Raw genomic sequence first — 25,015 nt, forward strand, 5'->3', positions numbered from 1 at the left:
CGCGTGGCATCCATCACCAGGGATGCGCCGCCGTGGCTGCCGGTGCCCGCCCACCTGCTCAGAGTGCCTGTGCGGCGGGTTTGACCATGCCGCGCACTGTGCGCGACTTCACAAACTCGCCGATGGCCGTCATCTCCCACTCCCCGCTGAACTGCTTGATCAGCTTGGCCATCATCACGCCGGTCTGCGGCTCGGCGGAGGTCAGGTCGAAGCGCACCAGCTCCTCGCCGCTCGCCGCGTCGATCAGGCGGCAGTAGGCCTTCGCCACATCGGTGAACTTCTGGCCGGAGAAGGAGTTGACCGTGAAGACCAGGCCGGTGGCCTCGGCGGGGAGCCGGCCGAGGTCCACGACGATCACCTCGTCGTCGCCCGCGCCCTCACCGGTGAGGTTGTCCCCCGAGTGCTTGACGGAGCCGCCGAGGATGGACAGCTTGCCGAAGTAGCAGCTGTCGATGTGGTTGCGCTGGGGGCCGTACGCGATGACGGAGGCGTCGAGGTCGATGTCCCGACCGCCGAAGGCGGGCTCCCAGCCCAGGCCCATCTTGACCTGGGAGAGCAGCGGGCGGCCGCCCTTGACCAGGGAGACGGTCTGGTTCTTCTGGAGGCTGACCCGGCCCTTGTCGAGGTTGATCTTCCCCCCGCCGGCCGGAGCGGCCTGGGGCGCGGCGGGGGCCGCCGCCGGGACCGGCGCGGCCGGGGTGGGTGCCGTCGGCGTCGTGGCGCCGCCGAGCCAGGGGGAGGGCGGGTACGAGACCGGCGGGGCCGGCGGCGCGGGGGGTGCCGGGGCGACGGCGGTGGCCGCGGGAGCCGGCTCCTCCTCCACGGAGACGCCGAAGTCGGTGGCGATGCCGGCGAGGCCGTTGGCGTACCCCTGGCCGACCGCGCGCACCTTCCACACGCCGCCGCGCAGGTAGATCTCGACGATGACGAGCGCGGTCTCGGAGCCCAGCTGCGGCGGGGTGAAGGAGGCGATCACCCCGCCGCCGTCGGAGCCCCGGACGGTGGCCGTGGGCTCGATGCCCTGGAAGGTCTGCCCGGCGGCGTCGGGGCTGGCCGTGACCACGATCCGCTCGATGCCCGGCGGCACCGCGCCGGTGTCCACGGTGATCGAGTCCGGCGCCGCGCCCCCGCCGGACCGGTAGCTGACACCGGGGCCGGAGGGCTGGTTGAAGAAGATGAAGTCGGCGTCGGAGCGCACCTTGCCGTCGGCCGTCAGGAGCAGGGCCGATACGTCGAGCCGCACCGGCGCAGCCACGTCCACCGTCACAAGGACGGCATTGAGCGGCAGGTTGGAACCAGGGGTCATAGCGGTCATGCCCGGAGAACGACCGGAGGGGCTTTGCCGTTCCCTTACCCTCGGGCGAGATTTCAGCGCCGGTTGCTCAGCCGCCCGTGACCCGGCGCGGCAGCCCCAGCGGGTTCGCCTCGCGCAGCTCCGCCGGAAGGAGCGCGTCCGGCACCGACTGGTAGGCCACCGGACGCAGCCAGCGCTCGATCGCGGTCCCGCCCACCGAAGTGGAATGCGAGGTGGCCGCCGGGTAGGGGCCGCCGTGGTGCTGGGCCGGGGCCACCGCCACCCCGGTCGGCCAGCCGTTGACCACGATCCGCCCCGCCAGCTCCGTGACCTGCCCGATCAGCTCGGTGGCCGGGCCCGGCGCGCCCTCCGTCTCGGAGGCCGACAGCTGGAGCGTGGCGCTCAGGTTCCCGGGGAGCCGGCCGAGCACCGCGCCGGCCTCGCCCTGGTCGGCGTACCGCACCACGACGGTGACCGGGCCGAAGCACTCCTCCAGGAGGAGGTCGTACGCCCCGCCGCCGAGCAGGTCCCCGGCGGCCACGGTCAGGTAGCCCGCGCCGACGGTGTGCTCCCCGCCGGAGCCCGGGGTGACGGGCGCGTCGACGCCGGGCAGCCCGGCCCGCTCGCGCACGCCGGAGATGAAGTTCTCGCGCATCCGGTGGTCGAGCAGCACCCCCGGTTCGGTCTCCCCGAGCGCCTTGGTGAGCGCGCCGGTGAGACGGTCGCCCGCCGCCCCCTCGGGGACCAGCACCAGCCCGGGCTTCACGCAGAACTGGCCGACGCCGAGGGTGACCGAGCCCGCGAGCCCGGCGCCGATCTCCTCGGCGCGCTCGGCGGCCGCGGCCGGGGTGACCACGACGGGGTTGAGGGAGCCCAGTTCGCCGTGGAAGGGGATCGGCACGGGCCGGGCGGCGGCCGCGTCGAACAGCGCCCGCCCACCACGGACGGAACCGGTGAATCCGGCGGCGGCCACGAGCGGGTGGCGGATCAGTTCCAGGCCGGCGTCGAACCCGTGGACCACGCTCACCACGTCGGCCGGGAGTCCGACGGCGGCCGCCGCCCGGCGCAGCAGCGAGGCGCACAGCTCGGAGGTGGCGGGGTGGTCGGGGTGCGCCTTGACGACCACCGGGCAGCCGGCGGCCAGCGCGCTCGCGGTGTCCCCGCCGGGGACGGAGAAGGCGAGCGGGAAGTTGGAGGCGGCGTAGACCGCGACCACGCCGAGCGGCACCTTGTAGCGGCGCAGTTCGGGGCGGGGCGGGCTGAGGGAGGGGTCGGCGCGGTCGATCCGGACGTCGAGGTAGGCGCCCTCGTCCACGGCGTCGGCGAAGGCGCGCAGCTGGCCGGTGGTGCGGGCCAGTTCTCCGGTGAGCCGGCCCGGGCCGAGCGCGGTCTCGGCGTCGGCGGCCTCGATGACGTGGGCGGCGGCCTCGTCGAGCAGTGCGGCGGCGGCGCGCAGGAAGGCGGCGCGGACGGTGGCGTCGGCGAGCGGGCCACGGGCCGCGTGGGCCGCCCGTACGGCTTCGTCCACCTCCTGGGACGTGGCCTCCACCGCAACCTGCTCGCGCTGCTTCCCGGTGCGGGGGTCCACACTCCAGACTGGTGTCGTTGTCATGGCCCACTGCCTCCTGGATCGTTCAGTATTCTGAACGCGGTTCCGGTGGATGAATGATCACATCTGCTGCGGACTCTATTTCCGCGTCCTCCGCGTGACAAGAGGCGACCAGAGGGGAAGCAGGCGTATGACGACGACCGAGTCGGGGATCCCGGTTGCGGCGGCGCCGGTCAAATCGGCGGTGCGGACCGTCCTGCTGCTGGAGCACTTCGCGGCCCGGCCTGGACTGCACAGCCTGGCCGACATCCAGCACGACCTCTCCCTGCCGAAGTCCAGCCTCTACATGCTGTTGCGCACGCTGGTGAACCTGGGGTGGGTGGAGACGGACGCGACGGGCACCCGGTACGGCATCGGCGTACGGGCCCTGCTGGTGGGCAGTTCGTACATCGACGGCGACGAGGTGGTCGCGGCGGCCCGGCCCACCCTGGACCGGCTCTCCGACGACACGACGGAGACCATCCACCTGGCGCGGATGGACGGGACGAGCGTGGTGTACCTCGCCACCCGGCAGTCGCAGCACTACCTGCGGCCCTTCACCCGCGTCGGGCGGCGGCTGCCCGTGCACTCGACGGCGCTCGGCAAGGCGCTGCTGGCCACGCACACGGACGACGAGGTGCGCGCCCTGCTGCCGAAGCGGCTGGAGGCCGTCACCGAGCACACCATCACCGACCGCGAGCAGCTGGTCGAGGAGTTGGCGCTGGTGCGGGAGCAGGGGTACGCGCTGGACCGGGAGGAGAACACGCTGGGGCTGCGCTGCTTCGGGGTGGCCGTCCCGTACCGGACGCCGGCCCGGGACGCGGTGAGCTGCTCGGTGCCGGTGGCCCGGCTGACGGCGGTGCACGAACAGGTCATCAAGGCGGCGCTGTTCGAGGCACGGGACCGGCTGTCGGTGGTGACGCGCCGGATGTGACGGTGGGTGCCGCAGGGCGCGGGCGGTGCGTGGGGCGCCGCGGGGCCGGCTGTTCCTCCCCCGCGTGGGGGAGGCGGTTCCCCATTGAGGGGGAGGTGGCGGGCGGCCGCGCACGGGACCGTTGGGGCATGACCACACGAGCCGTTCACAAGAACCACGCACCGCAGTCCTCCGCCCCTGCACCCGCAACTGCTCCCGGGTCTGGGAGGCCGATCCTCACGGCGGTGGCCCTGGTGGCCACGGTGCCGTATCTGGCGCTCAAGGTCGCCTGGTTGTCCGGCAGCCGGATCGGGATACCGGACGGCAGCGTGCTGCTGGAGGCCGGCCCGTTCCTCACGGTGGCCAATGCCGTCACGCTGGCCATGGACGCGTGCGTGATCCTCCTCGTCCTGGTGCTCACCAGACCCTGGGGGCTGAGAACGCCCGCCTGGATGCTGACCGTTCCGGTGTTCACCGCCACGGGCCTGCTGACCCCGATCCTCCTCGGGTTCCCGGGTCAGCTGCTCGTACGGACACTGGGCTTCGGGGACGGCCCGGAGGCGGCCGCCGCACGGGAGCCCTTCCTGGACTCCTGGGTCTTCATCGTCGTGTACACGGGATTCACCGTCCAAGGACTCGCCTTGGCCGCGCTGTTCGTGCCCTATGCGCGCCGGCGCTGGGGCCGGCGGTGGCAGGGCGCGATGGGAGAGCGGCTGCCGTCGCCCACGGGGGTGGTGGCGGCAGCCGCGGCCTCGGGCGCCCTGGTTCTGGGCGTGATGTTCCTCTACTGGGCCTTCGGCGGTACCGCCGGGCTGAGCGCCGAGCAGGTCGAGGCGCATTCTGCGGAGAGCGCCGTCGGGTCCGTGGCCCACGCCGTGTGCGCGCTCGCCGCGGGAGCGGGAGCGCTGCTCCTTGCCCGCGGCGGGGCACTTCGGGCACGGTGGCCGCTCGGACTCGCCTGGGTCGGTGCCGCCGCGACCCTGGCGTGGGGGGCCTGGATGCTGAACGCCTCGCTGGGGCCGCAGCTGGGCCATGGTGAAGGACCGTCCACCGCCGTTCAGTTGATCTACGCTGGGCAGATGGTCACGGGATCGCTCGCCACCGCCGTCCTCACCCGGTTCCTCATATCCCGACGCGAGAGCTGATGCGCGACGGCCTGAGCCGGCTGCTGGGGGCCCGGGCCCGGCTGCGCTGGGTGCACCAGATCCTCGGCGGGGCGCTGCTGATGCCGTACTTCCTGCTCACCCAGGTGGGGGTGGGCACGGCGGCCGGCGGGGTCAATGCCCTCAGTTCCCTCCCGTTGACGCTCGCGGCCTATGCGGCGGCCCTGCCGCTGGTCGCGGTGACCGCCGTCTTCGGGCTGGTCCGGCCGCTGTCCGTGGCGGCCGTCCGGGCCATGTGCGGGGTGCCGGGGGAGCGGTTGGCCGAAGGGCCGGCGCGGTCCTGGGCCGCGCGGGGGCGGACCTCGGCGTGGTGGACCCTGCGCCTCGGGCTCGGGGCGCTGATCAGCGGGATGACGCTCGCGGTGCCGCCCATGGCGGTGGTGCTGATCACGCTGCCGTTCGTGAGCGGACTGCGGAAGGCCGAGCTCGGAATGGGCTGGTTCGGCACCGAGGCCGATCCGTACGTGGCCCCCCTGTTCGGGATCGGCCTGCTGGGCGGGCTCGTCCTGTGCGCCGCGGGGGCCGGGGCGCTGGTGGCCCGGATGGCGCCCGTACTGCTCGGGCCGACGGCGGCGGACCGGCTGGCCGCGGCCGAGGAGCGGGCGGCCGACCTGGCGGTGCGCAACCGGCTGGCCCGGGAGCTGCACGACGCGGTCGGGCACGCGCTGAGCGCCGTCACCCTCCAGGCGGTCGCCGCCCGGCGGATGCTGGAGCGCGACCCCGGCTTCGTACGGGAGGCGCTGGCCGCGATCGAGGACACCACCCGGCGGACGGTGGGCGAGCTGGACGCCGTACTGGGCCTGCTGCGGGACGGGGACCCGGCCCGGCCGGACGCCGCGCCCGCGCCGACCCTGGCCGTCGACCTCGACGGGTTGCTGGCCCGGACCCGGGCGGCCGGCGCCACCATCACCGCACACCAGGATCCCGGCCCCGGCGGGGACTGGGCGGGGCTTCCGGCCATCGCCTCCCGCGAGGCGTACCGGATCGTCCAGGAGGGCCTCAGCAACGCCCTCCGCCACGGCACCGGCCCGGTGGACCTGCGGATCCGGGTACGGGCCGGCCACGAGAACGGACACCGTGAAAACGGACATCGCGAAAACGGGCATCGCGAAGACGGACAGCGTGAACTGGAGATCACCATGACCAACGCGCCCGCCGCCCCCGGCGAACGGGAACCCCGTACCACCGGGGGCCGTGGACTGCGCGGCTCCGCGGAACGGGCCGCACTGCTCGGCGGCAGCGTCGAGGCCGGACCGTACGAGGACCGGTGGCGGCTGCGGGCCGTCCTCCCGCTCGCCGGAGGCGGCCGATGAACGCGCCGACCCCGCCGGCGCCGGTGTCGGCCTCGGCGGCTCCGGCGGCTCCGGCGGGCCGTCCGCGGCTGCGCATCGTGCTCTGTGACGACGAGCGGATGGTCCGCACCGCGTTGCGGGTCATCCTGGAGGCCGAGCCCGACCTGCAGGTCGTCGGCGAGGCCGCCACCGGCGCCGAAGCGGTCCCGCTGGTCCGCTCGCTGGCCCCGGACGTGGTGCTGATGGACGTCCGGATGCCCGAGATAGACGGGATCCGGGCCACCGAGCAGATCCTCGCCACCATGGCCGAGCCGCCCCGGATCGTGGTCGTCACCACCTTCGAGAACGACGCCCACGTCTATGACGCGCTGCGCGCGGGAGCCGCGGGCTTCCTCCTCAAGCGGGCTGACCCGGACGAGCTGATCGGCGCGGTCCGGCTCGTCGCCCGCGGCGACTCGCTGCTCTTCCCGGCCGCGGTGCGCTCCCTCGCGGCCGCCCACACGGCCGGCGGCGCCCCGCCCGCCACCGCCCCCTGGGTGGCCCGGCTCACCGACCGCGAGGCCGACGTACTGCGCCTGATGGCCACCGGGCTGTCCAACCACGAGATGAGCGAGCGCCTCGGCGTCGGACCGCAGACGGTCAAGACGCACGTCGCGTCGGTCCTCACCAAGACCGGCTCCCGCGACCGCACCCAGGCGGTCATCGCGGCCTACGAGGGGGGCTTCATCATGAAGAAAAGCTGAGAAGCCCGCCACAATCGGGGCAGAGCGGAACGGCTGGGGCCACTGAGACGTCCTTCTGGGGGATGAACAAGACGATCAGGCGTGCGTCGGTCTTCTGTCTGCTTCTGGTGCTGGCCCTGCTGGTCCGCGTCACCTGGGTGCAGGCATATCAAGGCCAGGCCCTCGCAGACGACAAGCACAACCGCCGGAACCTCATCGGGCAGTACGAGAACCCGCTGGGCAACATCATCGTGGGCGGGGAGGCGATCACCGGCTCGGTGAAGACGGGCGGCAAGGACTTCGGCTACAAGCGGACCTACGTCGACGGCCCCCTCTACGCGCCCGTCACGGGCTACAGCTCCCAGGCCTACGGCACCACCCAGCTGGAGGGCATCTACAAGAACGTCCTCAACGGTTCCGACAACCGGCTGAAGACCGTGATGGACATGCTCACCAACAAGCGGGCCGCCCCCGGCAACGTCCTGACCACCATCGACAAGGACGTGCAGAAGGCCGCCTACGACGCGCTCCAGGGCAAGCAGGGCGCTGCCGTCGCCATGGACCCGAAGACCGGCGAGATCCTGGCCGTGGTCAACAACCCGTCCTTCGACCCGGGCAGCATCGCCGGCGCCAACGACCAGAAGGCCTGGGACGAGCTCTCCGCCGACAAGGGCAAGGCCCTGGAGAACGTGGCGCTGCGCAAGCCGCAGGCACCCGGTTCCACCTTCAAGCTGGTCACCCTCGCCGCGGCCATCGAGAACGGCCTCGTCACCAACCTCGACCAGCAGACCGGCATCGCCGACCCGTACACGATCCCCGGCACCCGCACCCTGCTGCCCAGCGAGGCGGGCTCCGCGGCCTGCAACAACGTCTCGGTGCGCACCGCCCTGCGGCTGTCCTGCAACAACGTCTTCGCCGAGCTCGCGTCCAAGCTCGGCCAGGACAAGATGCGCGCGACGGCCGAGAAGCTCGGTTTCAACGTGCAGATCGACACCCCGGTCCGCACCAACCCGTCGAGCAAGTACCCGACGAAGAAGATGTCGATCGACCAGGTCGCGCAGACGGGTATCGGCCAGTTCGACGTACAGGCCACCCCGCTCCAGATGGCGATGGTGACGGCCGCGATCGAGAACGGCGGCAAGCTCGTCGCCCCGCACATGGTCTCCGAGGTCACCGACGGCAACGGCGACGTGCTGGAGAGCTTCAAGGACCCGAAGTCCCAGCAGGTGATGAACGAGAAGACCGCGTCGATGATCCGGGACGCCATGCGCACGGTCGCCACCGAGGGCGGCGGCAAGCCGGCCCAGGTGACGGGCGCCGAGGTGGGCGGCAAGACCGGCACCGCCCAGCGCGGTGTCAACAACAGCCTCGCCCCGCTGGCCTGGTTCACCTCGTACGGCAAGCTGGGCGGCAAGCAGATCGCGGTCGCCGTGGTGATCGAGAACTCGGACACCGACCGCTCCGAGATCGGCGGCGGCAAGCTGGCCGCCCCCATCGCCCAGAAGATGATGGAGGCCTGGCTGAAGAAGTAGCCGTGCCGCGGACAGGGCCGACGCGCCGGGAACCGACGGGGTTTCCGGCGCGTTTGCCTTCCCGTGATCAGAGCCGCGGAGCCCGCAGACCTCGATGCCATCGCCGCCCTGCACACCCGGGCCCGGGCCACGTACTACCGGGGCCACCTCCCCGAGCAGGCCTACGCGGGCGACGTCGAGTTCCAGCGGACGCGCGAGGGCTGGTCCCGGGCCGTCACCCGGGACCCCGCCGAGGGCGCGGTGCTCTGCGCCGAACAGGACGGCGAGCTCACCGGGGTCGCCGCCTTCCGCACGGAGCACGGCGAGACCACCCTCACCCAGCTCCACGTCGACCCGGTCCACTGGCGCCGCGGCACCGGGGCGGCCCTGCACGCCGCCTGCCTCGACGCCTGGCGCCGCGCCGGGGTCCACCGGGTCCGCCTCGAGGTCTACGAGCACAACCTCCGCGCCCAGGCCTTCTACGCCGCCCACGGCTGGCGCCCGGACCCGTCCGCCTCCCACGCGGGCACCCACCGCACCCTCTGGCTCCGGATCGGTCCCCCGCCCGCCGCGGACCCGGCCGGGGAGCCCGCGGGCGCTCCGGGTGCGGACAGCGCCCTTCGCGGAGAAGCTTGAAGCGACCGGCATTCCGTAGAGAGGACGCCCCATGTCCATGCTCGACAAGCTCAAAGACCTGATCAAGGGACACCCTGACCAGGCCCGTCAAGGAGTCGAGAAGGCCGGAGACGCCTTCGACTCGAAGACCGGGAACAAGTACCAGAGCCAGGTCGACACGGCACAGCAGAAGCTCAACGAGCAGATCGGCGGCAACGAGCCCCCCGCCCCCGGGGACCCCCGGCCGCCCCAGCACTGACGACAGGCCTCCTGACCCGCATGCCCACGGGGACTGCGCCCGCTCACACGGCGGTGCAGTCCCCGCATGCTGCCCGTACCGGATGCTGCCGTACGCCCGCCGCCCGCCGCCCGCCGCCCGCGCGCCCGCTGCCGTACGTCCGCTCTCCGCCGTGTCCGGGGAATGAGACGGGCTCCGGTGTGGTTGAAGGGGAAACCGTTTTGTCCCCCGAACCCGAACCCGGAGAGAAGAAGGATCATGCGCGTCGAGATCTGGAGCGACATCGCCTGCCCCTGGTGCTACATCGGCAAGGCCCGTTTCACGAAGGGGCTGGCCGAGTTCGCGCACCACGACGAGGTGGAGGTCGTGTTCCGGTCCTTCGAGCTCGACCCGGGCAGCGCCAAGGGGGTCACCGCTCCCGTCGTGGAGATGCTCGCCAAGAAGTACGGACGCACCCTCGACGAGGCCCGCGGCATGGAGGAGCACGTCGCCGCCAGTGCCCGCGCCGAGGGGCTGGACTACCGGACCGAGGGCCGCGACCACGGCAACACCTTCGACGTCCACCGCCTGCTGCACCTGGCCGCCGCCCGGGGCCGGCAGGAGGAGCTGCTCGACCTCGCCTACCGGGCCAACTTCGCCGAGGAGCGCTCCGTCTTCGACCCCGAGACGCTGGTCGTGCTCGCCGTCGAGGCCGGGCTGGAGGAGGCCGAGGCCCGCGCCGTGCTCGCCGACGACTCCGCCTACGCCGCCGAGGTCCGGGCCGACGAGCGCGAGGCCGCCGAGCTGGGCGCGAACGCCGTTCCGTTCTTCGTCCTCGACCGCCGCTACGGGATCTCCGGCGGGCAGCCGGCCGAGGTGTTCACCCGGGCCCTGGAGCAGGCGTGGGCCGGGCGGGAGATCGAGGAGCCGGCCGCCGCGGCCGAGGCGTGCGAGCCCGACGGGTCCTGCGCCGTCCCGCAGGCATAAGGATGACTTGGAGTGGGCGCAGGTAACTCGGCAATGGACTTTGGGTCGTCCCTGGCGCAGAGTTGACGGCATGGATCTTTCGCTCGCGGAAGCGACCCGTGCCGAGTTCGCCCACTCCACCGCCTACCTCAACACCGCCAACTGCGGGGTCCTCCCGCGTTCCGCCGTCGCAGCCGTACGTGAGCTGGCCGAGGCGGCAGGGGCCGGCGTCCCCGCCGGCTTCGGTGACTTCGACCGCGTCAACCGCTCCCGGGAGGCCTTCGCCCGCCTGGTCGGGGTGGACGCCGAGCGGGTGGCCGTCGGCTCGGCCGTGTCCACCCACGTCGGCCTGATCGCGGCCTCCCTCCCGCCCGGCGCCGAAGTCCTTTGCCCGGAGGGCGACTTCGCCTCGGTGATCAACCCCTTCGTGGTGCGGAGCGACCTCAAGGTCCGCTTCGCGCCGCTGGAGTCCCTCGCCGAGGCCGTCGGCCCGGACACCGCCCTGGTCTCGCTGAGCGCCGTACAGTCCGCGGACGGGCGGACGGCCGACCTGGCCGCGGTGCGCGCGGCGACGGCGGCGTACGGGGCCCGGATGCTCGTGGACGCGTCCCAGGCGGTGGGCTGGCTGCCCTTCGACGCCTCGCCCTACGACTACACGGTCGCCGTCGGCTTCAAATGGCTGCTCGCCGTCCGCGGGGCCTCGTTCATGACCGTGTCGCAGGAGGCCCAGCGCACCCTGACCCCGCTGCACGCCGGCTGGGTGGCGGCCGAGTCCATGTGGGACTCCACCTACGGGCCCGTCTCGGAACTGGCCCACGGGGCGCGCCGGTACGACGAGTCCCCGGCCTTCCTCGCCTACCACGCGTCGGCGGCCTCGCTCGCCCTGATCGAGCGGATCGGCATCGAGGCCATCCACGCCCACGACACCGCCCTCGCCGCGAGGTACCGGGCCGGCCTCGCCCGCCTCGGCCACGAACCCGTGCCCGGCGCGGCCGCCATCGTCTCGGTGCCGGGGCTCGCGGACCGGCAGCCCGGCCTGCAGGCGGCCGGCATCGCCACCTCGGCCCGCGCCGGATCCCTGCGGGCCTCGTTCCACCTCTACAGCACGGAGGCGGACGTGGACCGGCTGCTGGACGTCCTCTCCGCGCCCTGAGGCGGACGGCGCGCACGGACGGGGCGCACGTACAGTGCCGCCATGAGCGATGTGCTGCACGTGAAGGGGCGGGTGCTGGTCGGGCCCGACGAGGTCCGCGACGAGCTCTGGGTGGTCGGCGGGCGGGTCTCGTACGAGCGCCCGCCCGGGGCCCGCGAGGTCACCACGGTGACCGGCTGGGCACTGCCGGGGCTCGTCGACGCGCACTGTCACGTGGGACTGGACTCGCACGGCCCGGTCGACGCCGCGACCGCCGAGCGCCAGGCCCTCACCGACCGCGACGCCGGCACCCTCCTCATCCGCGACGCCGGATCGCCCTCCGACACCCGCTGGATCGACGACCGCGAGGACCTGCCGAAGATCATCCGGGCCGGCCGGCACATCGCGCGCACCCGCCGCTACATCCGCAACTACGCACACGAGATCGAGCCGGCCGACCTGGTCGAGTACGTCGGCCGCGAGGCGAGGCGCGGCGACGGCTGGGTGAAGCTGGTCGGCGACTGGATCGACCGCGACGCCGGGGACCTGGCCGCCTGCTGGCCGCGCGCCGAGGTCGAGGCGGCCATCGCCGAGGCGCACCGGCTGGGCGCCCGCGTCACCGCGCACTGCTTCGCGGAGGATTCGCTGCGCGACCTGGTCGAGGCGGGCATCGACTGCATCGAGCACGCCACCGGCCTCACCGAGGACACCATCCCGCTGTTCGCGGAGCGCGGGGTCGCGATCGTCCCGACCCTCGTGAACATCGCGACGTTCCCGAAGATGGCGGCGGGCGGCGAGGCGAAGTTCCCGCGCTGGTCGGCGCACATGCGGCGGCTCCACGAGCGCCGGTACGACACCGTACGGGCCGCCTACGACGCGGGCATCCCGGTCTACGTCGGCACCGACGCCGGCGGTTCCCTGCCGCACGGCCTGGTCGCGGCGGAGGTGGAGGAGCTGGTGAAGGCCGGGATCCCGCCGCTGGAAGCCCTCTCGGCGACGGCCTGGGCGGCGCGCGAGTGGCTCGGCAGGCCCGGTCTCACGGAGGGGGCGCCGGCGGACCTCGTGGTCTACGGCGCCGACCCGCGGGCCGACGTACGGGCGCTGGCGCAGCCGCTGCGGGTCGTCGTGAACGGCAAGGTCAGGGCCTGACCCGCGCGTCGGCGTCCTGTTGACGGCGCGTGACATCCGAGGCCCGTCGGTCGTTGAAGACGGCCGCGCGGGCCGACCGACTGTGAAGGGAGGGAACTCGCGTTCCTTCTGAGGCGCCACAAATCGAATACATGCGTGGAAACCACCCTTTGGGGTGAACTCACGTCAGGTTGCCGCCCGTTCACTCACAGTGCGTAAAGATTCCGGGGTCGAGGCCGTCGGCGCGCGCAATGTCCCCCATTGGCGGCGCGACGGCACCCATCTCCCCGGGGGTTCCACCATCTTGAACAGCAACACCTTCCGCATGCCCGCGGCCGTCCTGCTCGCCACGGGAGCGGTGGCCCTCCTCACCGCCCCGCCCGCCCTCGCCACGGGAGGCGGTGGAGCCGGGGCGGGCGGCGAGGGCAAGGCCGGCGCCGTCGTCCTGCGCGCGGGACTGGACGTGGGCCTGCTCAACAAGACCGCGCACGTTCCGCTGAAGGCGACCCTCAACGAGGTCAGCGCCCCCGCGACGGCCGAGAAGACGGCGCTGACGGTCACCCTCGACGGGGTCGAGGGCAACAAGCCGGTCAGCGTCCTGCGCGCCGACGTGGCCACCTCCAAGGCGACCGCGGACAAGAACCGGGCGGAGGCGGAGGCGAACCTCGCCAAGGCCTCGGTGCACGTGCCCGGGCTGCCCCTGCTCTCCCTCGTCGAGGTGGAGAAGGTCACCTCCAAGGCCGTCTGCGAGGCGGGCAAGAAGCCGGTGGCCAGCGCGAACGTCCTCGGGAAGGTGACCGCGCTCGGCAAGAAGGTCACCCTGTCGGCGGGCGGCCCCACCAAGCTGGAGGTCCCGGGCGTGGGCGTGGTCAACCTGGAGCTGTCCGGTACGCAGACCACCTCCACCACGGCCGCCGCGGCCGCGCTGCGCCTGAAGGTCTCGGTGAACCCGCTGAACCTGAACGTGGCGCAGGTGGACGGCGAGATCGTGCTCGCCGAGGCGCACTGCGAGACCCCGGCGGGCCCGGCGCCCTCGTCGGCCCCGCCGGTGGACCCGGACGTCAAGCCCCAGGCCGGGACGGGCACCGGGACCGGCTCCGGCATCGCCTCGGGGGGCACCACTGACGCCAACCTGGCCGAGACCGGCGGCGGTTCACTGACCCCCTACGTCGCGGGCGGGGCGCTGTTCCTGCTCGGCATCGGCGGGGTCGCGCTCCTGGTGACCCGTCGGGGCAGGGCCTCGTAGGACCGCCGGCCGGACCCATACGGGCCGTTCGGCCCCCGGCCGCCGCCCGAGGAGCGCACGGAGGGGAGTGCTCAGCGGGTGGCGTGCTCCAGTCCCTGCCCGCCCGCGCCGCGTGACATCACGGCCTCGGTGACCTGCTGGTCGATCCGGGCGTACTCGCTCCGCTTCGCGGCGGGCAGGGAGGTGTCCGAGGCCGCGCAGGAGGCGCAGACGACACGGAACGGCGGCCCCATGTCCGAGTACTGCGTGAGGTATTCGGCCTTCACCACCTCCCAGCGGCCGGGGTGGGCCGCCGCCGGGGCGAAGGTGAACCGGGGCACCGAGGACTGGTTGCCGCGCAGTTTGTCGGCCGGTACGAAGCTGGCGACCTGGTCGCCCATGCCGAAGACCACCCAGGTGCCGTTGATCTTCTCGTAGGGCTGCGGCACGTGGTTGTGCGTGCCGATGATCAGATCGATGTCGGGGAGGCCGTCGGCCGAGCGGGAGGCGGTCAGCGCCTGCGCCAGTTCCTTCTGCTGCTCGTCCGGCGCCGTCTGCCACTCGGTGCCCCAGTGGACGCTGAGCACCACCACGTTCGCGCCGCCGGCCCGGGCGGCGCGGGCATCGGCGATGATCCGGTCCTTGTCGATCAGGTTCACGGCCCACGGCTTGTCCTGGGGGAGCGGGATGCCGTTCGTGCCGTACGTGTACGAGAGCTGGGCGACCTGCGCGCCGCCGGCCGTGAGCCGGGCCGGGGCCTTGGCCTCCTCCGCGCTGCGGGCCGAGCCGACGTGCGGGATGCCGACCCGGTCGAGGTGTTCCAGGGTGCGGGCGAGACCCTCGTAGCCGTCGTCCAGGGTGTGGTTCGAGGCGGTGGAACAGCCGTCGTACCCGGCGTCCTTGAGGGCGTCCGCCAGCTGGTGCGGGGCCTTGAAGGTGGGATAGCCCGTATAGGGGCCGCCGGGGCGCCCGTACGGTATCTCGTGGTGGCATATCGCCAGGTCGGCGGCGGACACCAGGGGTTTGACCCCGGCGAGTATCTTCCGGAAGTCGTATTCCCCGGCCTCGTCCGCGTCGTCCGCCGACCGCTGGACGATCGACGGGTACGGGATGATGTCGCCGGTCGCCACCAGGGTGAAGGGCGCGTGCGTCGGCCGTGCGGCGCTCGGCTCCGGGACGGGCTCGCCCCCGAGCCGCTGCTCCGAAGCCGTCGCCCTGCTGCCGCTGTCGTCGTCGAGGAGCCGAGGCGCGGCGAGAACGCCGCCGCCGATCACCACCAGCCCCGCCAGGCCGACCCCTATCCGCCCCGCCACCTTCATGAACCGCCCCCGTCCTCGCTTCCCGCCATCGTAGGCGCGACAGGCCCCCCTGGCCCGGTGACCCGGCCCACGGGCCGGGTCGGTGCCGGGGTGGGGTGTCGGCCGGGACTAAAACGAGATGACTTCGGCGCCGGGTACCGCCCGGCGGCTCGGATGCGGATCGGGCGCCGAACATCGAAGCCCGTCCCGGACGACACCCCACCCCGGCACCGGCCCGGCCCCAGCCGTCTGGCCCGGCCGGAGCCCCCGCGGCCCCGGTTCAGCGCGCGGCGAGCGCAAGGGCGTGGTCCAGGGCCTGGAGCAGCCGGCCCGTCGTCACCCGGTCCCGGACCGCCAGCCGCAGCCAGGAGCGGTCCAGCCCCGGGAAGGTGTCCCCGCGGCGGACGGCGAAGCCGAGGGCGCGCAGCCGGGTGCGGACCTCCGCGGCCCCCGCCACCCGGATCAGCACGAACGGCCCCTCCGCCACCCCCACGACCGTCACCTCGTCGAACTCCGCGAGCCCGGCCAGCAGATGGGCCCGGTCCACCGCGATCCGCCGCGCCGCCTCCTCCGCCTCGGCCAGCGCTGCCGGAGCCACACAGGCCTCGGCCGCCACCAGGGCCGGGGTCGAAACCGGCCACAGCGGCTGCGCGGCCGCCAGCTTCGCGATGACCTCCGGCTCGGCCAGTACGTAGCCGATCCGCAGTCCCGCCAGCCCCCAGGTCTTCGTCAGGCTCCGCAGCACCACCAGCCCCGGCAGGTCCATCCGTCCGGCCAGGGCCTCCCGTTCGCCCGGGACGGCGTCCATGAACGCCTCGTCCACCACCAGGATCCGGCCCGGCCGGGCCAGCGCGGCCAGCGTCGCCGCCGGGTGCAGGACGGACGTCGGGTTGGTCGGGTTGCCGATCACCACCAGGTCCGCCTCTTCGGGCACCGCCGCCGGGTCCAGCCGGAACCCGTCCGCCGCCCGCAGCACCACCCGCTCCACCCGGTGCCCCGCGTCCCGCAGGGCCGCCTCCGGCTCGGTGAACTGCGGATGCACCACCACCGGCCGTACGGCGCCCAGCGCCCGCGCGATCAGGACGAAGGCCTCCGCGGCCCCCGCCGTCAGCAGCACCCGTTCGACCGGCAGCCCGTGCCGGGCCGCCACGGCCGCGCGGGCCGCCCGGCCGTCGGGGTAGGCGGCGAGGTCCCCGAGGGAGGCGGCGATCCGCTGCTTGAGCCAGGCCGGCGGGGTGTCCGCCCGTACGTTGACCGCGAGGTCCACCAGCGAGGCGCCCGCGTCGACCACCTCGGCGTCCCCGTGGTGGCGCAGGTCGTGCGCCTGCGCCGTGGCCACCGCGCAGGTGGCCGCCACCGACCGCCGCTTGGGCACGAGGAGTTCCCCGCCCGTCGCGAGGGCCGCGGCCTCCGCCACCGAGGGGGTCCCGGCGGCGGTGCGCACCGTGTCCGAGGGGTGCGGCACGCTGATCGCGGCCAGTTGTTCGGCGGGATAGCCGACGAGGGGTACGCCGAAACGTTCCGCCGCACCCGCGATCCCCGCCTCGCCCACCTTCGACTCCACCGTGGCCAGGGCCGTCACCGCCTCCACGGTCAGCCCGGCCCCCCGCAGCGTCTCCTCGATCAGGGCGCAGACCTCCGCGACGGACACCCCCGCGCGTCCGCCGACCCCGACCACCAGACGCGTCGTGTAATCGCCCACCGGGAGTCCTCCCTCCGTAGTCATCGTCACCCTCACCTCACCGGCACGTCGCCGGCACCCGTACGTCACCGGCAGCGGTACGTCGTCAACACTCCGATGCCCGCCACCCGCGCGCGGAAGTGCGCACGGGGCGCGGAGTCTGTATTCAGGGGCACATGGCCGTGATCGTGGCGTTGGGTGCGTTCCTGATGACCCTGGCGGGCGGATGGGCGGCGCAGCGCGTCACCGACCGCCGCCACCTCGTGCTGGGCCTGGCCGGCGGGCTGATGCTCGGGGTCGTCGGCCTCGACCTGCTCCCGGAGTCCCTCCACGCGGCCGGCGACGAGGTGTTCGGCGTGCCGCTCGCCCTGCTGCTCTTCGTGGGCGGATTCCTGGTCGCCCACGTCGTGGAGCGGCTCCTGGCGGTCCGCCAGGCCGCGCACGGCGCCGAGGACGGCGCCCGCGTCCCGCAGGTCGGGCTCACCGCGGCCGCGGCGATGGTCGGCCACAGCCTCGCCGACGGGGTGGCCCTGGGCGCGGCCTTCCAGGTCGGCGGCGGGATGGGCGTGGCCGTGGCGCTGGCCGTCATCACCCACGACTTCGCCGACGGGTTCAACACGTACACGCTCACCCGGCTCTACGGGAACGACCGCCGCAAGGCCCTGATGATGCTGTTCGCGGACGCCGTCGCCCCGGTCGTCGGCGCGGCGTCCACTCTGCTGTTCACCCTTCCGGAGGAACCTCTCGGCGCGTACCTCGGGTTCTTCGGCGGTGTCCTGCTCTACCTCGCGGCCGCCGAGATCCTGCCCGAGGCCCACCACAAGCACCCCGCCCTGTCCACGCTGATGTGCACGGTGGGCGGGGTGGCCGGGATCTGGCTCGTGGTGGGCATCGCGGACTGAACTCACGGCCGGGCCGCCGCCGCCTCGACGAAGCGGAGCGCGACGGACGGCTCCGCCGCCCAGTGCGTGTGCAGGTAGCTGGCGTGCACGCCCTGCTGTACGAAGCCCTCGACCCGGCGTTCGGGGTGCGTGAACCCCCACGCCGGCGTGGCCCCGGCGCCCGGCTCGATCACCGTCCGGTGGAACTCGTGCCCGCGCAGCCGGGTGCCGTTGACGGCGAGCGCGCTGTCCGACACGGCGACCGCCTCGCGGTAGCCGAGGGTGAGCCGCTCCGACATCCGGGCGTCGGCGTCGAGCACCCCGCACATGGGCTTGCCGTCCAGCGACCGCGCGAGGTACAGCAGCCCGGCGCACTCGGCGGCCACCGGGCCGCCGGCCTCGGCGAAGCGGGCCACGGCCTTGCGGAGCGGTTCGTTGGCGGACAGCTCCGGCGCGTACACCTCGGGGAAGCCGCCGCCGATCACCAGGCCGGTGGTTCCCTCGGGCAGTGCCTCGTCCCTGAGCGGGTCGAAGGTGACCACGTCCGCCCCGGCGGCGGTGAGGAGCTCCGCGTGCTCGGCGTAGGAGAACGTGAACGCCGGTCCGCCCGCGACGGCGACGAGCGGTCGCATGCCGGGGGCGCTGCCCCCGAACCCCCGCGCCTCAAACGCCGGCGAGGCTGAAGTTTCCAGCCCCTCCGGCGTTTGAGGAGCGGGGTCTGGGGCGGCGCCCCGGCTGCGCGTTAGCGCAGTAGCCGGAGACCAGGCCTCGCAGGCCAGGGACGAGGCCGTGCGGGCCAGGGCCATCAGGGCGTCCAGGTCGCAGCCCGCCCTGACCTGCTCGGCCAGCGCCGCCACGGCGGCCACGGCATCCGCGCGGCGCTCCGCCACCGGCACCAGGCCCAGGTGGCGCGAGGGGGTGGCCACCTGTGGAGCCCGCCGCAGGACGCCGAGCACCGGCATCCCCGCCTCCTCCAGCGCCTCCCGCAGCATCACCTCGTGCCGGTCGGAGCCGACCTTGTTCAGGATCACGCCCCCCAGCCGCACCTGCGGGTCGAACGACGCGAAGCCGTGGACGAGCGCCGCCACCGAACGCGACTGCGAGGAGGCGTCGACCACCAGCACCACCGGCGCCCGCAGCAACTTCGCGACCTGCGCCGTCGACGCCAGTTCGCCCCGGCCCGCGGCCCCGTCGTAGAGCCCCATCACGCCCTCGACCACGGCGAGATCGCACCCGGCCGCCGCGTGCGCGAACAGCGGAGCGACCAGCTCCGGCCCGCACATGAAGGCGTCGAGGTTGCGCCCCGGCCGGCCGGTGGCCAGCGCGTGGTAGCCCGGGTCGATGTAGTCGGGCCCGGCCTTGTGCGGGGACACGGCGAGGCCGCGCTCCGAGAAGGCCGCCATCAGGCCCGTGGCGACGGTGGTCTTGCCGCTGCCGGACGAGGGCGCGGCGATGACCAGCCGGGGAATGTGGAACGAAGTCACCACTCGATGCCCTTCTGGCCCTTCTGCCCCGTGTCCATCGGGTGCTTGACCTTGGTCATCTCGGTGACGAGGTCCGCGAACTCCACCAGCTTCTCCGGCGCGTTGCGGCCCGTGATCACCACGTGCTGCGTACCGGGACGGTTGCGCAGCACCTCGATGACCTCGTCGACGTCGATCCAGCCCCAGTGCATCGGGTACGCGAACTCGTCGAGCACGTACAGCTTGTGCGTCTCGGCGGCCAGATCGCGCTTGACCTGCTCCCAGCCCTCCTTGGCCGCCTGCTCGTTGTCGAGCTGCGCGTCCCGCTGGACCCAGGACCAGCCCTCGCCCATCTTGTGCCAGGCGACCGCGCCGCCCTCGCCGGAGGCGCCGAGCACCTTGAGCGCGTTCTCCTCGCCGACCTTCCACTTCGCCGACTTGACGAACTGGAACACCCCGATCGACCAGCCCTGGTTCCAGGCGCGCAGCGCCAGTCCGAACGCCGCCGTGGACTTGCCCTTGCCGGGACCCGTGTGCACGAACACGAGCGGACGGTTGCGGCGCTGGCGCGTGGTGAGTCCGTCGTCCGGAACGACGGACGGCTGTCCCTGAGGCATTACGCGGCCCTCCTGTTGCTGTCGGATGTCACTGCGGTACGTACGTTCTTCACGAGCCCGGCCAGCGAGTCGGCCCGCAGTCCGTCGAGCGTGACGGCGGGCCCGCCGAGGTCGGCGGCCAGTACGCCGGCCAGCCCCAGCCGGACCGGCCCGGACTCGCAGTCCACGACCACCGAGGCGACGCCCCCCGCCTGCAGCAGCCGCGCGCTGCGCCCCGCGAGCTCCCGCGGGGTGCTGTCCGTCCGGCCCGCGGCCGTCCCGGCCGAAGTGGCCCGGCCGTCGGTGACGACGACGAGCAGCGGCCGGCGGGAGGGGTCCCTGAGCCGTTCGATCCGCAGCACCTCGTGGGCCTTCAGCAGCCCGGCGGCCAGCGGGGTGCGGCCGCCCGTCGGCAGCTGCTCCAGCCGGGCCGCGGCCGCGTCCACCGAGGAGGTCGGGGGCAGCGCCAGCTCGGCCGTGGCCCCCCGGAAGGTGATCAGGCCGACCTTGTCCCGGCGCTGGTAGGCGTCCAGGAGCAGCGACAGCACGGCGCCCTTGACCGCGCTCATGCGCTGCCGGGCGGCCATGGAGCCGGAGGCGTCGACGAGGAAGAGGACGAGGTTGCCCTCGCGGCCCTCCCGCGTGGCCTGGCGCAGGTCGTCCTTGCGGATGACCAGCCCGCGCCCGTCCCGGCCGCGGGCCCTCTGGTGCGGGGCGGCCGCGTGCACGGTGGCCATCAGGTGCAGCTTCGTCAGGTGGCCGCGGGGGCGCTGGGCGCCCGTGGTCCGGCCGTGGGCGGTGCGGGCGCGCGAACGCCGTCCGGCCGCGCCCTCGCCGAGCCCCGGCACGCTCAGCATCTTGGTCCGGAACGGCTCTGCGGCCCGTACGGCGGCCTGCTCGGGCCCGCCGTTCTCCTGGGCGGAGGGCTGCGGGGACTCGGGGGCGTCCGAGGGGGCCTCGCCGGGGGCCTCGGTGGGTCCGCCGGTGTCGGTGGAGTCCGCCGGGGCGTCCGAGCCCTGGGGGCCGCCGCTCTGCGGGGGCACCCCGCCACCGCCGTCGGGGCCACCGCCGTCGTCCGGGCCCTCGGAATCCGGATCGGCGTCCGGGTCCGGGTTCCGGCCGGGCTCCGGATCCGGGTCGGGCTCGGGTTCCTCGTCGGGGAACTCGTCCAGGATCCGGTCGAGCATGTCCTCGTCGAGCCCGGGCGCGTCGAAGGGATTGCGCCGCCGCCGGTGGGGGAGCGCCAGCAGCGCTGCCTGCCGGACGTCCTCCTTCCGTACGGAGGTCCGGCCGGCCCAGGCGGCCAGCGCGGTCGCGGTGCGCGCCATCACGATGTCGGCCCGCATGCCGTCGACCTCGAAGCCGGCGCAGGTCGCCGCGATCTGCAGCAGCGCCGTGTCCCCGAGCACGACCTGCGGGAGCAGGGCCCGCGCGGCCACCACCCGGGCGCGGACCTCGTTCTCGTCCCCGGCCCAGCGGGTGGCGAAGCCCGCGGGATCGTCCTCGTACGCGAGCCGGCGGCGCACGACCTCCACCCGCTGGGCGGGCTCGCGGGAGGCGGCGACCTCGACCGTCAGCCCGAAGCGGTCGAGCAGCTGCGGGCGCAGCTCGCCCTCCTCGGGGTTCATCGTGCCGACGAGCAGGAAGCGGGCCGCGTGCCGGACGGAGACGCCCTCGCGCTCCACGTACGAGGCGCCCATCGCGGCGGCGTCCAACAGCAGGTCGATCAGGTGGTCGTGGAGGAGGTTGACCTCGTCGACGTAGAGGATCCCGCGATGGGCGTCGGCGAGGAGGCCGGGCTCGAAGGCCTTCACGCCCTCGGCGAGGGCCCGCTCGATGTCGAGGGCGCCGACCAGGCGGTCCTCGGAGGCGCCGACCGGCAGCTCGACCATGCGGGCGGGCCGGGCGCGGCCGGGGCCGGGCTCGTGCGGGCCGTCGGGGCAGGCCGGGTCGGGTGCGGTGGGCGCGCACGAGAACCGGCAGCCGGGCACGACGTCGACCTGCGGCAGCAGCGTCGACAGCGCGCGGACGGCGGTGGACTTGGCGGTCCCCTTCTCGCCGCGCACGAGCACACCACCGACCGCCGGGCTCACGGCGTTGAGCAGGAGCGCCAGCCGCAAGTCGGCTTGGCCGACCACTGCGGTGAACGGGTAGGGCGTGCTCATGCGTTGCTCACTCCTTGGAAGATGGTGCGGACCGTTGCCGGGGCTCCGCCCCGGACCCCGCGCCTCAATCGCCGGCGGGGCTGGATCTTGCAGGCCCGGCGGCACGTCATGGCGCGCCCGGCGGAAGGAAGGGCAGGCCCGCAGGGGCTCCGTCCTCGATGAGCCGCAGCAGCGCAGCGGTGTCGGCGTGTTCTTCGATCAGGTCGCCCAGCAGGTCCAGCTGCTCCTCCCGGAGGGAGGCGAACGAGGTGTCCGGGGCGGGCACGAAGCGGCGCCCGGCCGCAGAAGCCACCTCACGGAGGAACGCGCGGCGGAAACCGTCCGACTCCAGCGAGCCGTGCCAGTGGGTTCCCCACACCGACCCGACCCGGCAGCCGTCCAGGAAGGGCTCCCCGCCGAGGACCTCGGCGACCCCGTGGTGGATCTCGTACCCCTCGACCGGTTCCCCGAGCGCCGAGCCCACCGGCCGCGCCAGGGTCTTCTCCCGCTCGAAGCGGACGCGTACGGGCAGCAGCCCGAGGCCGTCGACCTCGCCCGCCCGCGATTCGACCTCGTCCGAGATCCGCTCGCCCAGCACCTGGAACCCGCCGCAGATGCCCAGGACCGGCCGGCCCTCCGCGGCGCGCCGCAGCAGCGCGTCCGCGAGCCCGCGTTCGCGCAGCCAGGTCAGGGCCTTCACCGTGCCCCGGGTGCCGGGTACGACGACCAGGTCCGCGTCGGCCAGCTCCTCGGCCCGGTCCACGAACCGCACCACGACCCCGGGCTCCGCCGCGAGCGCGTCGACGTCCGTGAAGTTCGACATCAGCGGCACCGCGCACACCGCGACCCGCAGCACGTCCTCGCCCACGGGCGGCGCCACCACGGACTCCCGTACGGCGCCCCGCAGGGACACCCGCAGCCCGTCCTCCTCGTCGATGCCCAGCCCGTGCCGGAACGGCAGGACACCGTAGGTCGCCCGCCCCGTCAGCCCGCGGAGCATCTCCATGCCGGGCTCCAGCAGCGACACGTCGCCGCGGAACTTGTTGACCATGTATCCGGCGATCAGCGACTGGTCCTCCGGCGACAGCAGCGCCGTCGTCCCGAAGAAGGACGCGAAGACCCCGCCCCGGTCGATGTCCCCGACCACGACCACCGGGAACCGGGCAGCCCGCGCGATGCCCATGTTCACGATGTCGGTCCGGCGCAGGTTGATCTCGGCCGGACTGCCCGCCCCCTCGCAGATCACGGCGTCATACGTGCCCCGCAGCTGCTCCAGGCAGTCCGTGACGATGCCGAGCAGTTGCTCCCGTCGGCCGCCGTGCAGCGCCTTCCCGGGGGACGACCCCCCAGGCCCCCCAGCCACCCCGAAGAACCCGCGGGCGCTCATCTCGCCCACCGGCTTGCCCAGCAGCACCACCTGGCTGCTCTGGTCGCTGCCGGGCTTGAGCAGCACCGGGTTCATCAGCGCGGTGGGCTCCACGCGGGCCGCCTGGGCCTGCATGGCCTGCGCGCGCCCGATCTCGGCGCCCTCCCGCGTCACGAAGGAGTTGAGCGACATGTTCTGCGCCTTGAACGGCGCCACCTTCACGCCCTGGCGGGCCAGCCAGCGGCAGATGCCCGCCGTGACCACGCTCTTGCCGGCGTCCGACGTGGTACCGGCGACCAGGAGTCCGCCGCCGAGCTTCGCGCCGCTCATCGACGTCCCTTCCTCGTCCTGCCGGAGACCAGCGTCCGGGCGGCCACACAGGCCCCGAGCGCCAGCCAGGTCACCTGTCGCGACAGCCGTACCGCCCGCTCGATGTCCGCGACCTCCACCGGCCGGCCGGCCCCGCCGTTCAGCACCGCCCGGTGCTCGACACGGCCGCCGTACGCGAGGGTGCCGCCCAGCCGTACGCCGAGCGCTCCCGCGAAGGAGGCCTCGACGGGCCCGGCGTTCGGGCTCGGGTGCGCTGCGGCGTCCGCGCGCCAGGCGCGTACGGCTCCCCGCCGGTCGGGACCGGCCAGTACGGCCGCGGCCGCCGTGAGCCGGGCCCCCGGCCAGCCGGCCAGGTCGTCGAGCCGGGCGGAGGCCCAGCCGTAGCGCAGGTAGCGGGGGGACTTGTGGCCGACCATCGCGTCCAGGGTGTTCACGGCGCGGAAGGCCAGCAGGCCGGGGACGCCGCCGACGGCGCCCCACACCAGGGCCCCGACCACCGCGTCGGAGGTGTTCTCCGCGACCGACTCCACGACGGCGCGGGCCATCTGCTGCCCGTCCAGGGACTGCGGGTCGCGCCCGCACAGGTGCGGGAGCCGCTCCCGGGCCACCTCGGTGTCCCCGGCAGCGAGCGCCCCGCCGATGGCGCGGGCCTCCCGGCCCAGCGAGGTGCCGCCCACGACGGCCCAGGTGGCGGCCGCGGTCAGGGCGATACGGGTGGCAGCGGGCCGGGAGCGCACGGCGCGGGCGCCCAGCGCACCCACGGCGGCCGCGCCTCCGGCGCACACCAGCGTGTGCAGGAGGCCGCGGGCGCGGTCGTCGCGCCACAGGGCGCGTTCGACGGCGGCGGCGGCCCGTCCGAAGGCGGCCACGGGGTGCCCTCGGCGGGGATCACCGAGGATCCGGTCGCCGATCAGGCCCGCCGTGGCGCCGTACGCGAAGACGCGATCGGCACGCATGGTGGCAGGTATGTCCTCACTCAGGGTCCGCGCCCTGGTTCGACGTGTCCGGCGGCGAGAGTTCCTGGCTCCCGGGGCGCACGCGCGGCGTGCGCTCCCCGGTGACAGTGGCGGGACCGCGCCGGATTCGCACCGGACTTCCTCTCCATGCCGCCGTATTGGCTCGGGCAGTCCACCACGCACCGAGAAGGCCCGTCAACTCGCCGTTGACCTGCGGCGCGGCAGGGGCGCGGGATGCGAAAAGCTCCCTCCGGGACAAACCCGGAGGGAGCCTTCGCGCCTGGTCGGCCGCGGGGCGGCGGGTCAGGCGACGATCAGGTAGATCCCGTAGCCCACGGCTGCGGTGATGACCGCGAAGCAGGCGTACGCGCCGCTGCGGGCGAGGGTGGCGGTGCCGCCCTGCTCGGTGGCGGTCTCGTGCTTGGACAGGCCCACCAGGCCCAGGGTGAAGAGGGCCACGAGGGCGACGGTGGCGAAGAGGCTGACCCCGAAGACGGAGCCGAGCGCTTCCCAGTCGATCTTCATACTGCCGCT

22 protein-coding genes and 1 riboswitch are annotated in these 25,015 nt (G+C 73.9%); of the genes, 12 read left to right on the top strand and 10 right to left on the bottom strand.

The features are described 5' to 3' along the window. Positions 1-58: 58 nt before the first annotated feature. Positions 59-1,306 (bottom strand): TerD family protein, encoded by a 1,248-nt coding sequence (locus ACFYZ4_RS08810; RefSeq protein WP_390783444.1) that lies wholly within the window; start codon positions 1,304-1,306, stop codon positions 59-61. Positions 1,307-1,382: 76 nt separating this feature from the next. Beyond that, positions 1,383-2,906 carry an aldehyde dehydrogenase (NADP(+)) gene (locus tag ACFYZ4_RS08815; RefSeq protein ID WP_390783408.1) on the bottom strand — a complete coding sequence of 508 codons (1,524 nt, stop codon included), beginning with the start codon at positions 2,904-2,906 and terminating at the stop codon, positions 1,383-1,385. Positions 2,907-3,033: 127 nt separating this feature from the next. Between ACFYZ4_RS08815 and ACFYZ4_RS08820 the strand changes: the two genes are divergently transcribed. The 11 genes from ACFYZ4_RS08820 (at position 3,034) to ACFYZ4_RS08870 (ending at position 13,787) form a co-directional block, all read left to right on the top strand. Beyond that, positions 3,034-3,816 carry an IclR family transcriptional regulator gene (locus ACFYZ4_RS08820; RefSeq protein WP_351291334.1) on the top strand — a complete coding sequence of 261 codons (783 nt, stop codon included), beginning with the start codon at positions 3,034-3,036 and terminating at the stop codon, positions 3,814-3,816. Positions 3,817-4,040: 224 nt separating this feature from the next. Then, entirely contained in the window at positions 4,041-4,940 is a 900-nt protein-coding gene (locus tag ACFYZ4_RS08825) for a hypothetical protein (RefSeq protein ID WP_390783409.1), read from the top strand. Next, positions 4,940-6,271: a sensor histidine kinase gene (locus tag ACFYZ4_RS08830; protein WP_390783410.1), complete on the top strand. Its 1,332-nt coding sequence runs from the start codon at positions 4,940-4,942 to the stop codon at positions 6,269-6,271. The genes ACFYZ4_RS08825 and ACFYZ4_RS08830 overlap by 1 nt, the downstream gene beginning before the upstream one ends. After that, entirely contained in the window at positions 6,268-6,993 is a 726-nt protein-coding gene (locus ACFYZ4_RS08835) for a response regulator (RefSeq protein ID WP_390783411.1), read from the top strand. The genes ACFYZ4_RS08830 and ACFYZ4_RS08835 overlap by 4 nt, the downstream gene beginning before the upstream one ends. A gap of 62 nt (positions 6,994-7,055) precedes the next feature. Further along, positions 7,056-8,504, top strand: coding sequence for a peptidoglycan D,D-transpeptidase FtsI family protein (locus tag ACFYZ4_RS08840; RefSeq protein WP_390783412.1), 1,449 nt, complete (start codon positions 7,056-7,058; stop codon positions 8,502-8,504). Between the two features lie 63 nt (positions 8,505-8,567). Beyond that, complete coding sequence (locus ACFYZ4_RS08845) at positions 8,568-9,119, top strand: GNAT family N-acetyltransferase (RefSeq protein ID WP_390783413.1); 552 nt, start codon at positions 8,568-8,570, stop codon at positions 9,117-9,119. A gap of 31 nt (positions 9,120-9,150) precedes the next feature. After that, a complete protein-coding gene (locus ACFYZ4_RS08850; protein ID WP_351291324.1) occupies positions 9,151-9,357 on the top strand; it encodes an antitoxin in 207 nt (68 codons plus the stop codon). 237 nt (positions 9,358-9,594) lie between these two features. Beyond that, positions 9,595-10,302, top strand: a complete 708-nt coding sequence (locus tag ACFYZ4_RS08855) for a DsbA family oxidoreductase (protein WP_390783414.1) — start codon at positions 9,595-9,597, stop codon at positions 10,300-10,302. A gap of 70 nt (positions 10,303-10,372) precedes the next feature. Next, positions 10,373-11,434, top strand: a complete 1,062-nt coding sequence (locus tag ACFYZ4_RS08860; protein WP_390783415.1) for an aminotransferase class V-fold PLP-dependent enzyme — start codon at positions 10,373-10,375, stop codon at positions 11,432-11,434. A 42-nt stretch (positions 11,435-11,476) separates the two neighbouring features. Then, positions 11,477-12,562: an amidohydrolase family protein gene (locus ACFYZ4_RS08865; RefSeq protein WP_351291318.1), complete on the top strand. Its 1,086-nt coding sequence runs from the start codon at positions 11,477-11,479 to the stop codon at positions 12,560-12,562. 283 nt (positions 12,563-12,845) lie between these two features. Continuing rightward, a complete protein-coding gene (locus ACFYZ4_RS08870; RefSeq protein ID WP_384341263.1) occupies positions 12,846-13,787 on the top strand; it encodes an SCO1860 family LAETG-anchored protein in 942 nt (313 codons plus the stop codon). Between the two features lie 71 nt (positions 13,788-13,858). Here the strand turns inward: ACFYZ4_RS08870 and ACFYZ4_RS08875 are convergent, their stop codons facing one another. Both ACFYZ4_RS08875 and cobC read right to left on the bottom strand, forming a co-directional pair. Beyond that, a complete protein-coding gene (locus ACFYZ4_RS08875; RefSeq protein WP_390783416.1) occupies positions 13,859-15,085 on the bottom strand; it encodes a CapA family protein in 1,227 nt (408 codons plus the stop codon). 259 nt (positions 15,086-15,344) lie between these two features. Then, a complete protein-coding gene (gene cobC / locus ACFYZ4_RS08880; protein WP_390783417.1) occupies positions 15,345-16,790 on the bottom strand; it encodes an Rv2231c family pyridoxal phosphate-dependent protein CobC in 1,446 nt (481 codons plus the stop codon). A 131-nt stretch (positions 16,791-16,921) separates the two neighbouring features. Between cobC and ACFYZ4_RS08885 the strand changes: the two genes are divergently transcribed. Continuing rightward, entirely contained in the window at positions 16,922-17,647 is a 726-nt protein-coding gene (locus ACFYZ4_RS08885) for a ZIP family metal transporter (protein WP_351293080.1), read from the top strand. 2 nt (positions 17,648-17,649) lie between these two features. Here ACFYZ4_RS08885 and ACFYZ4_RS08890 read toward each other — a convergent pair whose 3' ends face one another. The 6 genes from ACFYZ4_RS08890 to ACFYZ4_RS08915 all read right to left on the bottom strand — a co-directional run bounded on the left by ACFYZ4_RS08890 (position 17,650) and on the right by ACFYZ4_RS08915 (position 25,006). Further along, entirely contained in the window at positions 17,650-19,113 is a 1,464-nt protein-coding gene (locus ACFYZ4_RS08890; RefSeq protein WP_390783418.1) for a cobyrinate a,c-diamide synthase, read from the bottom strand. Beyond that, positions 19,107-19,706, bottom strand: coding sequence for a cob(I)yrinic acid a,c-diamide adenosyltransferase (gene cobO, locus ACFYZ4_RS08895; protein ID WP_319731803.1), 600 nt, complete (start codon positions 19,704-19,706; stop codon positions 19,107-19,109). Before cobO ends, ACFYZ4_RS08890 begins: the two co-directional genes overlap by 7 nt. After that, complete coding sequence (locus ACFYZ4_RS08900; protein WP_351293076.1) at positions 19,706-21,850, bottom strand: putative cobaltochelatase; 2,145 nt, start codon at positions 21,848-21,850, stop codon at positions 19,706-19,708. The genes cobO and ACFYZ4_RS08900 overlap by 1 nt, the downstream gene beginning before the upstream one ends. 106 nt (positions 21,851-21,956) lie before the next feature. Then, positions 21,957-23,525 (bottom strand): cobyric acid synthase, encoded by a 1,569-nt coding sequence (locus tag ACFYZ4_RS08905; protein ID WP_390783419.1) that lies wholly within the window; start codon positions 23,523-23,525, stop codon positions 21,957-21,959. Further along, a complete protein-coding gene (locus ACFYZ4_RS08910) occupies positions 23,522-24,481 on the bottom strand; it encodes a cobalamin biosynthesis protein (protein WP_384341257.1) in 960 nt (319 codons plus the stop codon). Before ACFYZ4_RS08910 ends, ACFYZ4_RS08905 begins: the two co-directional genes overlap by 4 nt. Before the next feature lie 58 nt (positions 24,482-24,539). After that, a riboswitch (cobalamin riboswitch) is annotated at positions 24,540-24,626 on the bottom strand. 158 nt (positions 24,627-24,784) lie between these two features. Continuing rightward, positions 24,785-25,006: a hypothetical protein gene (locus ACFYZ4_RS08915; RefSeq protein ID WP_266598020.1), complete on the bottom strand. Its 222-nt coding sequence runs from the start codon at positions 25,004-25,006 to the stop codon at positions 24,785-24,787. Between the last annotated feature and the right edge of the window lie 9 nt (positions 25,007-25,015).

The organism is Streptomyces sp. NPDC001513, from assembly GCF_042894695.1.
Taxonomy (GTDB): domain Bacteria; phylum Actinomycetota; class Actinomycetes; order Streptomycetales; family Streptomycetaceae; genus Streptomyces.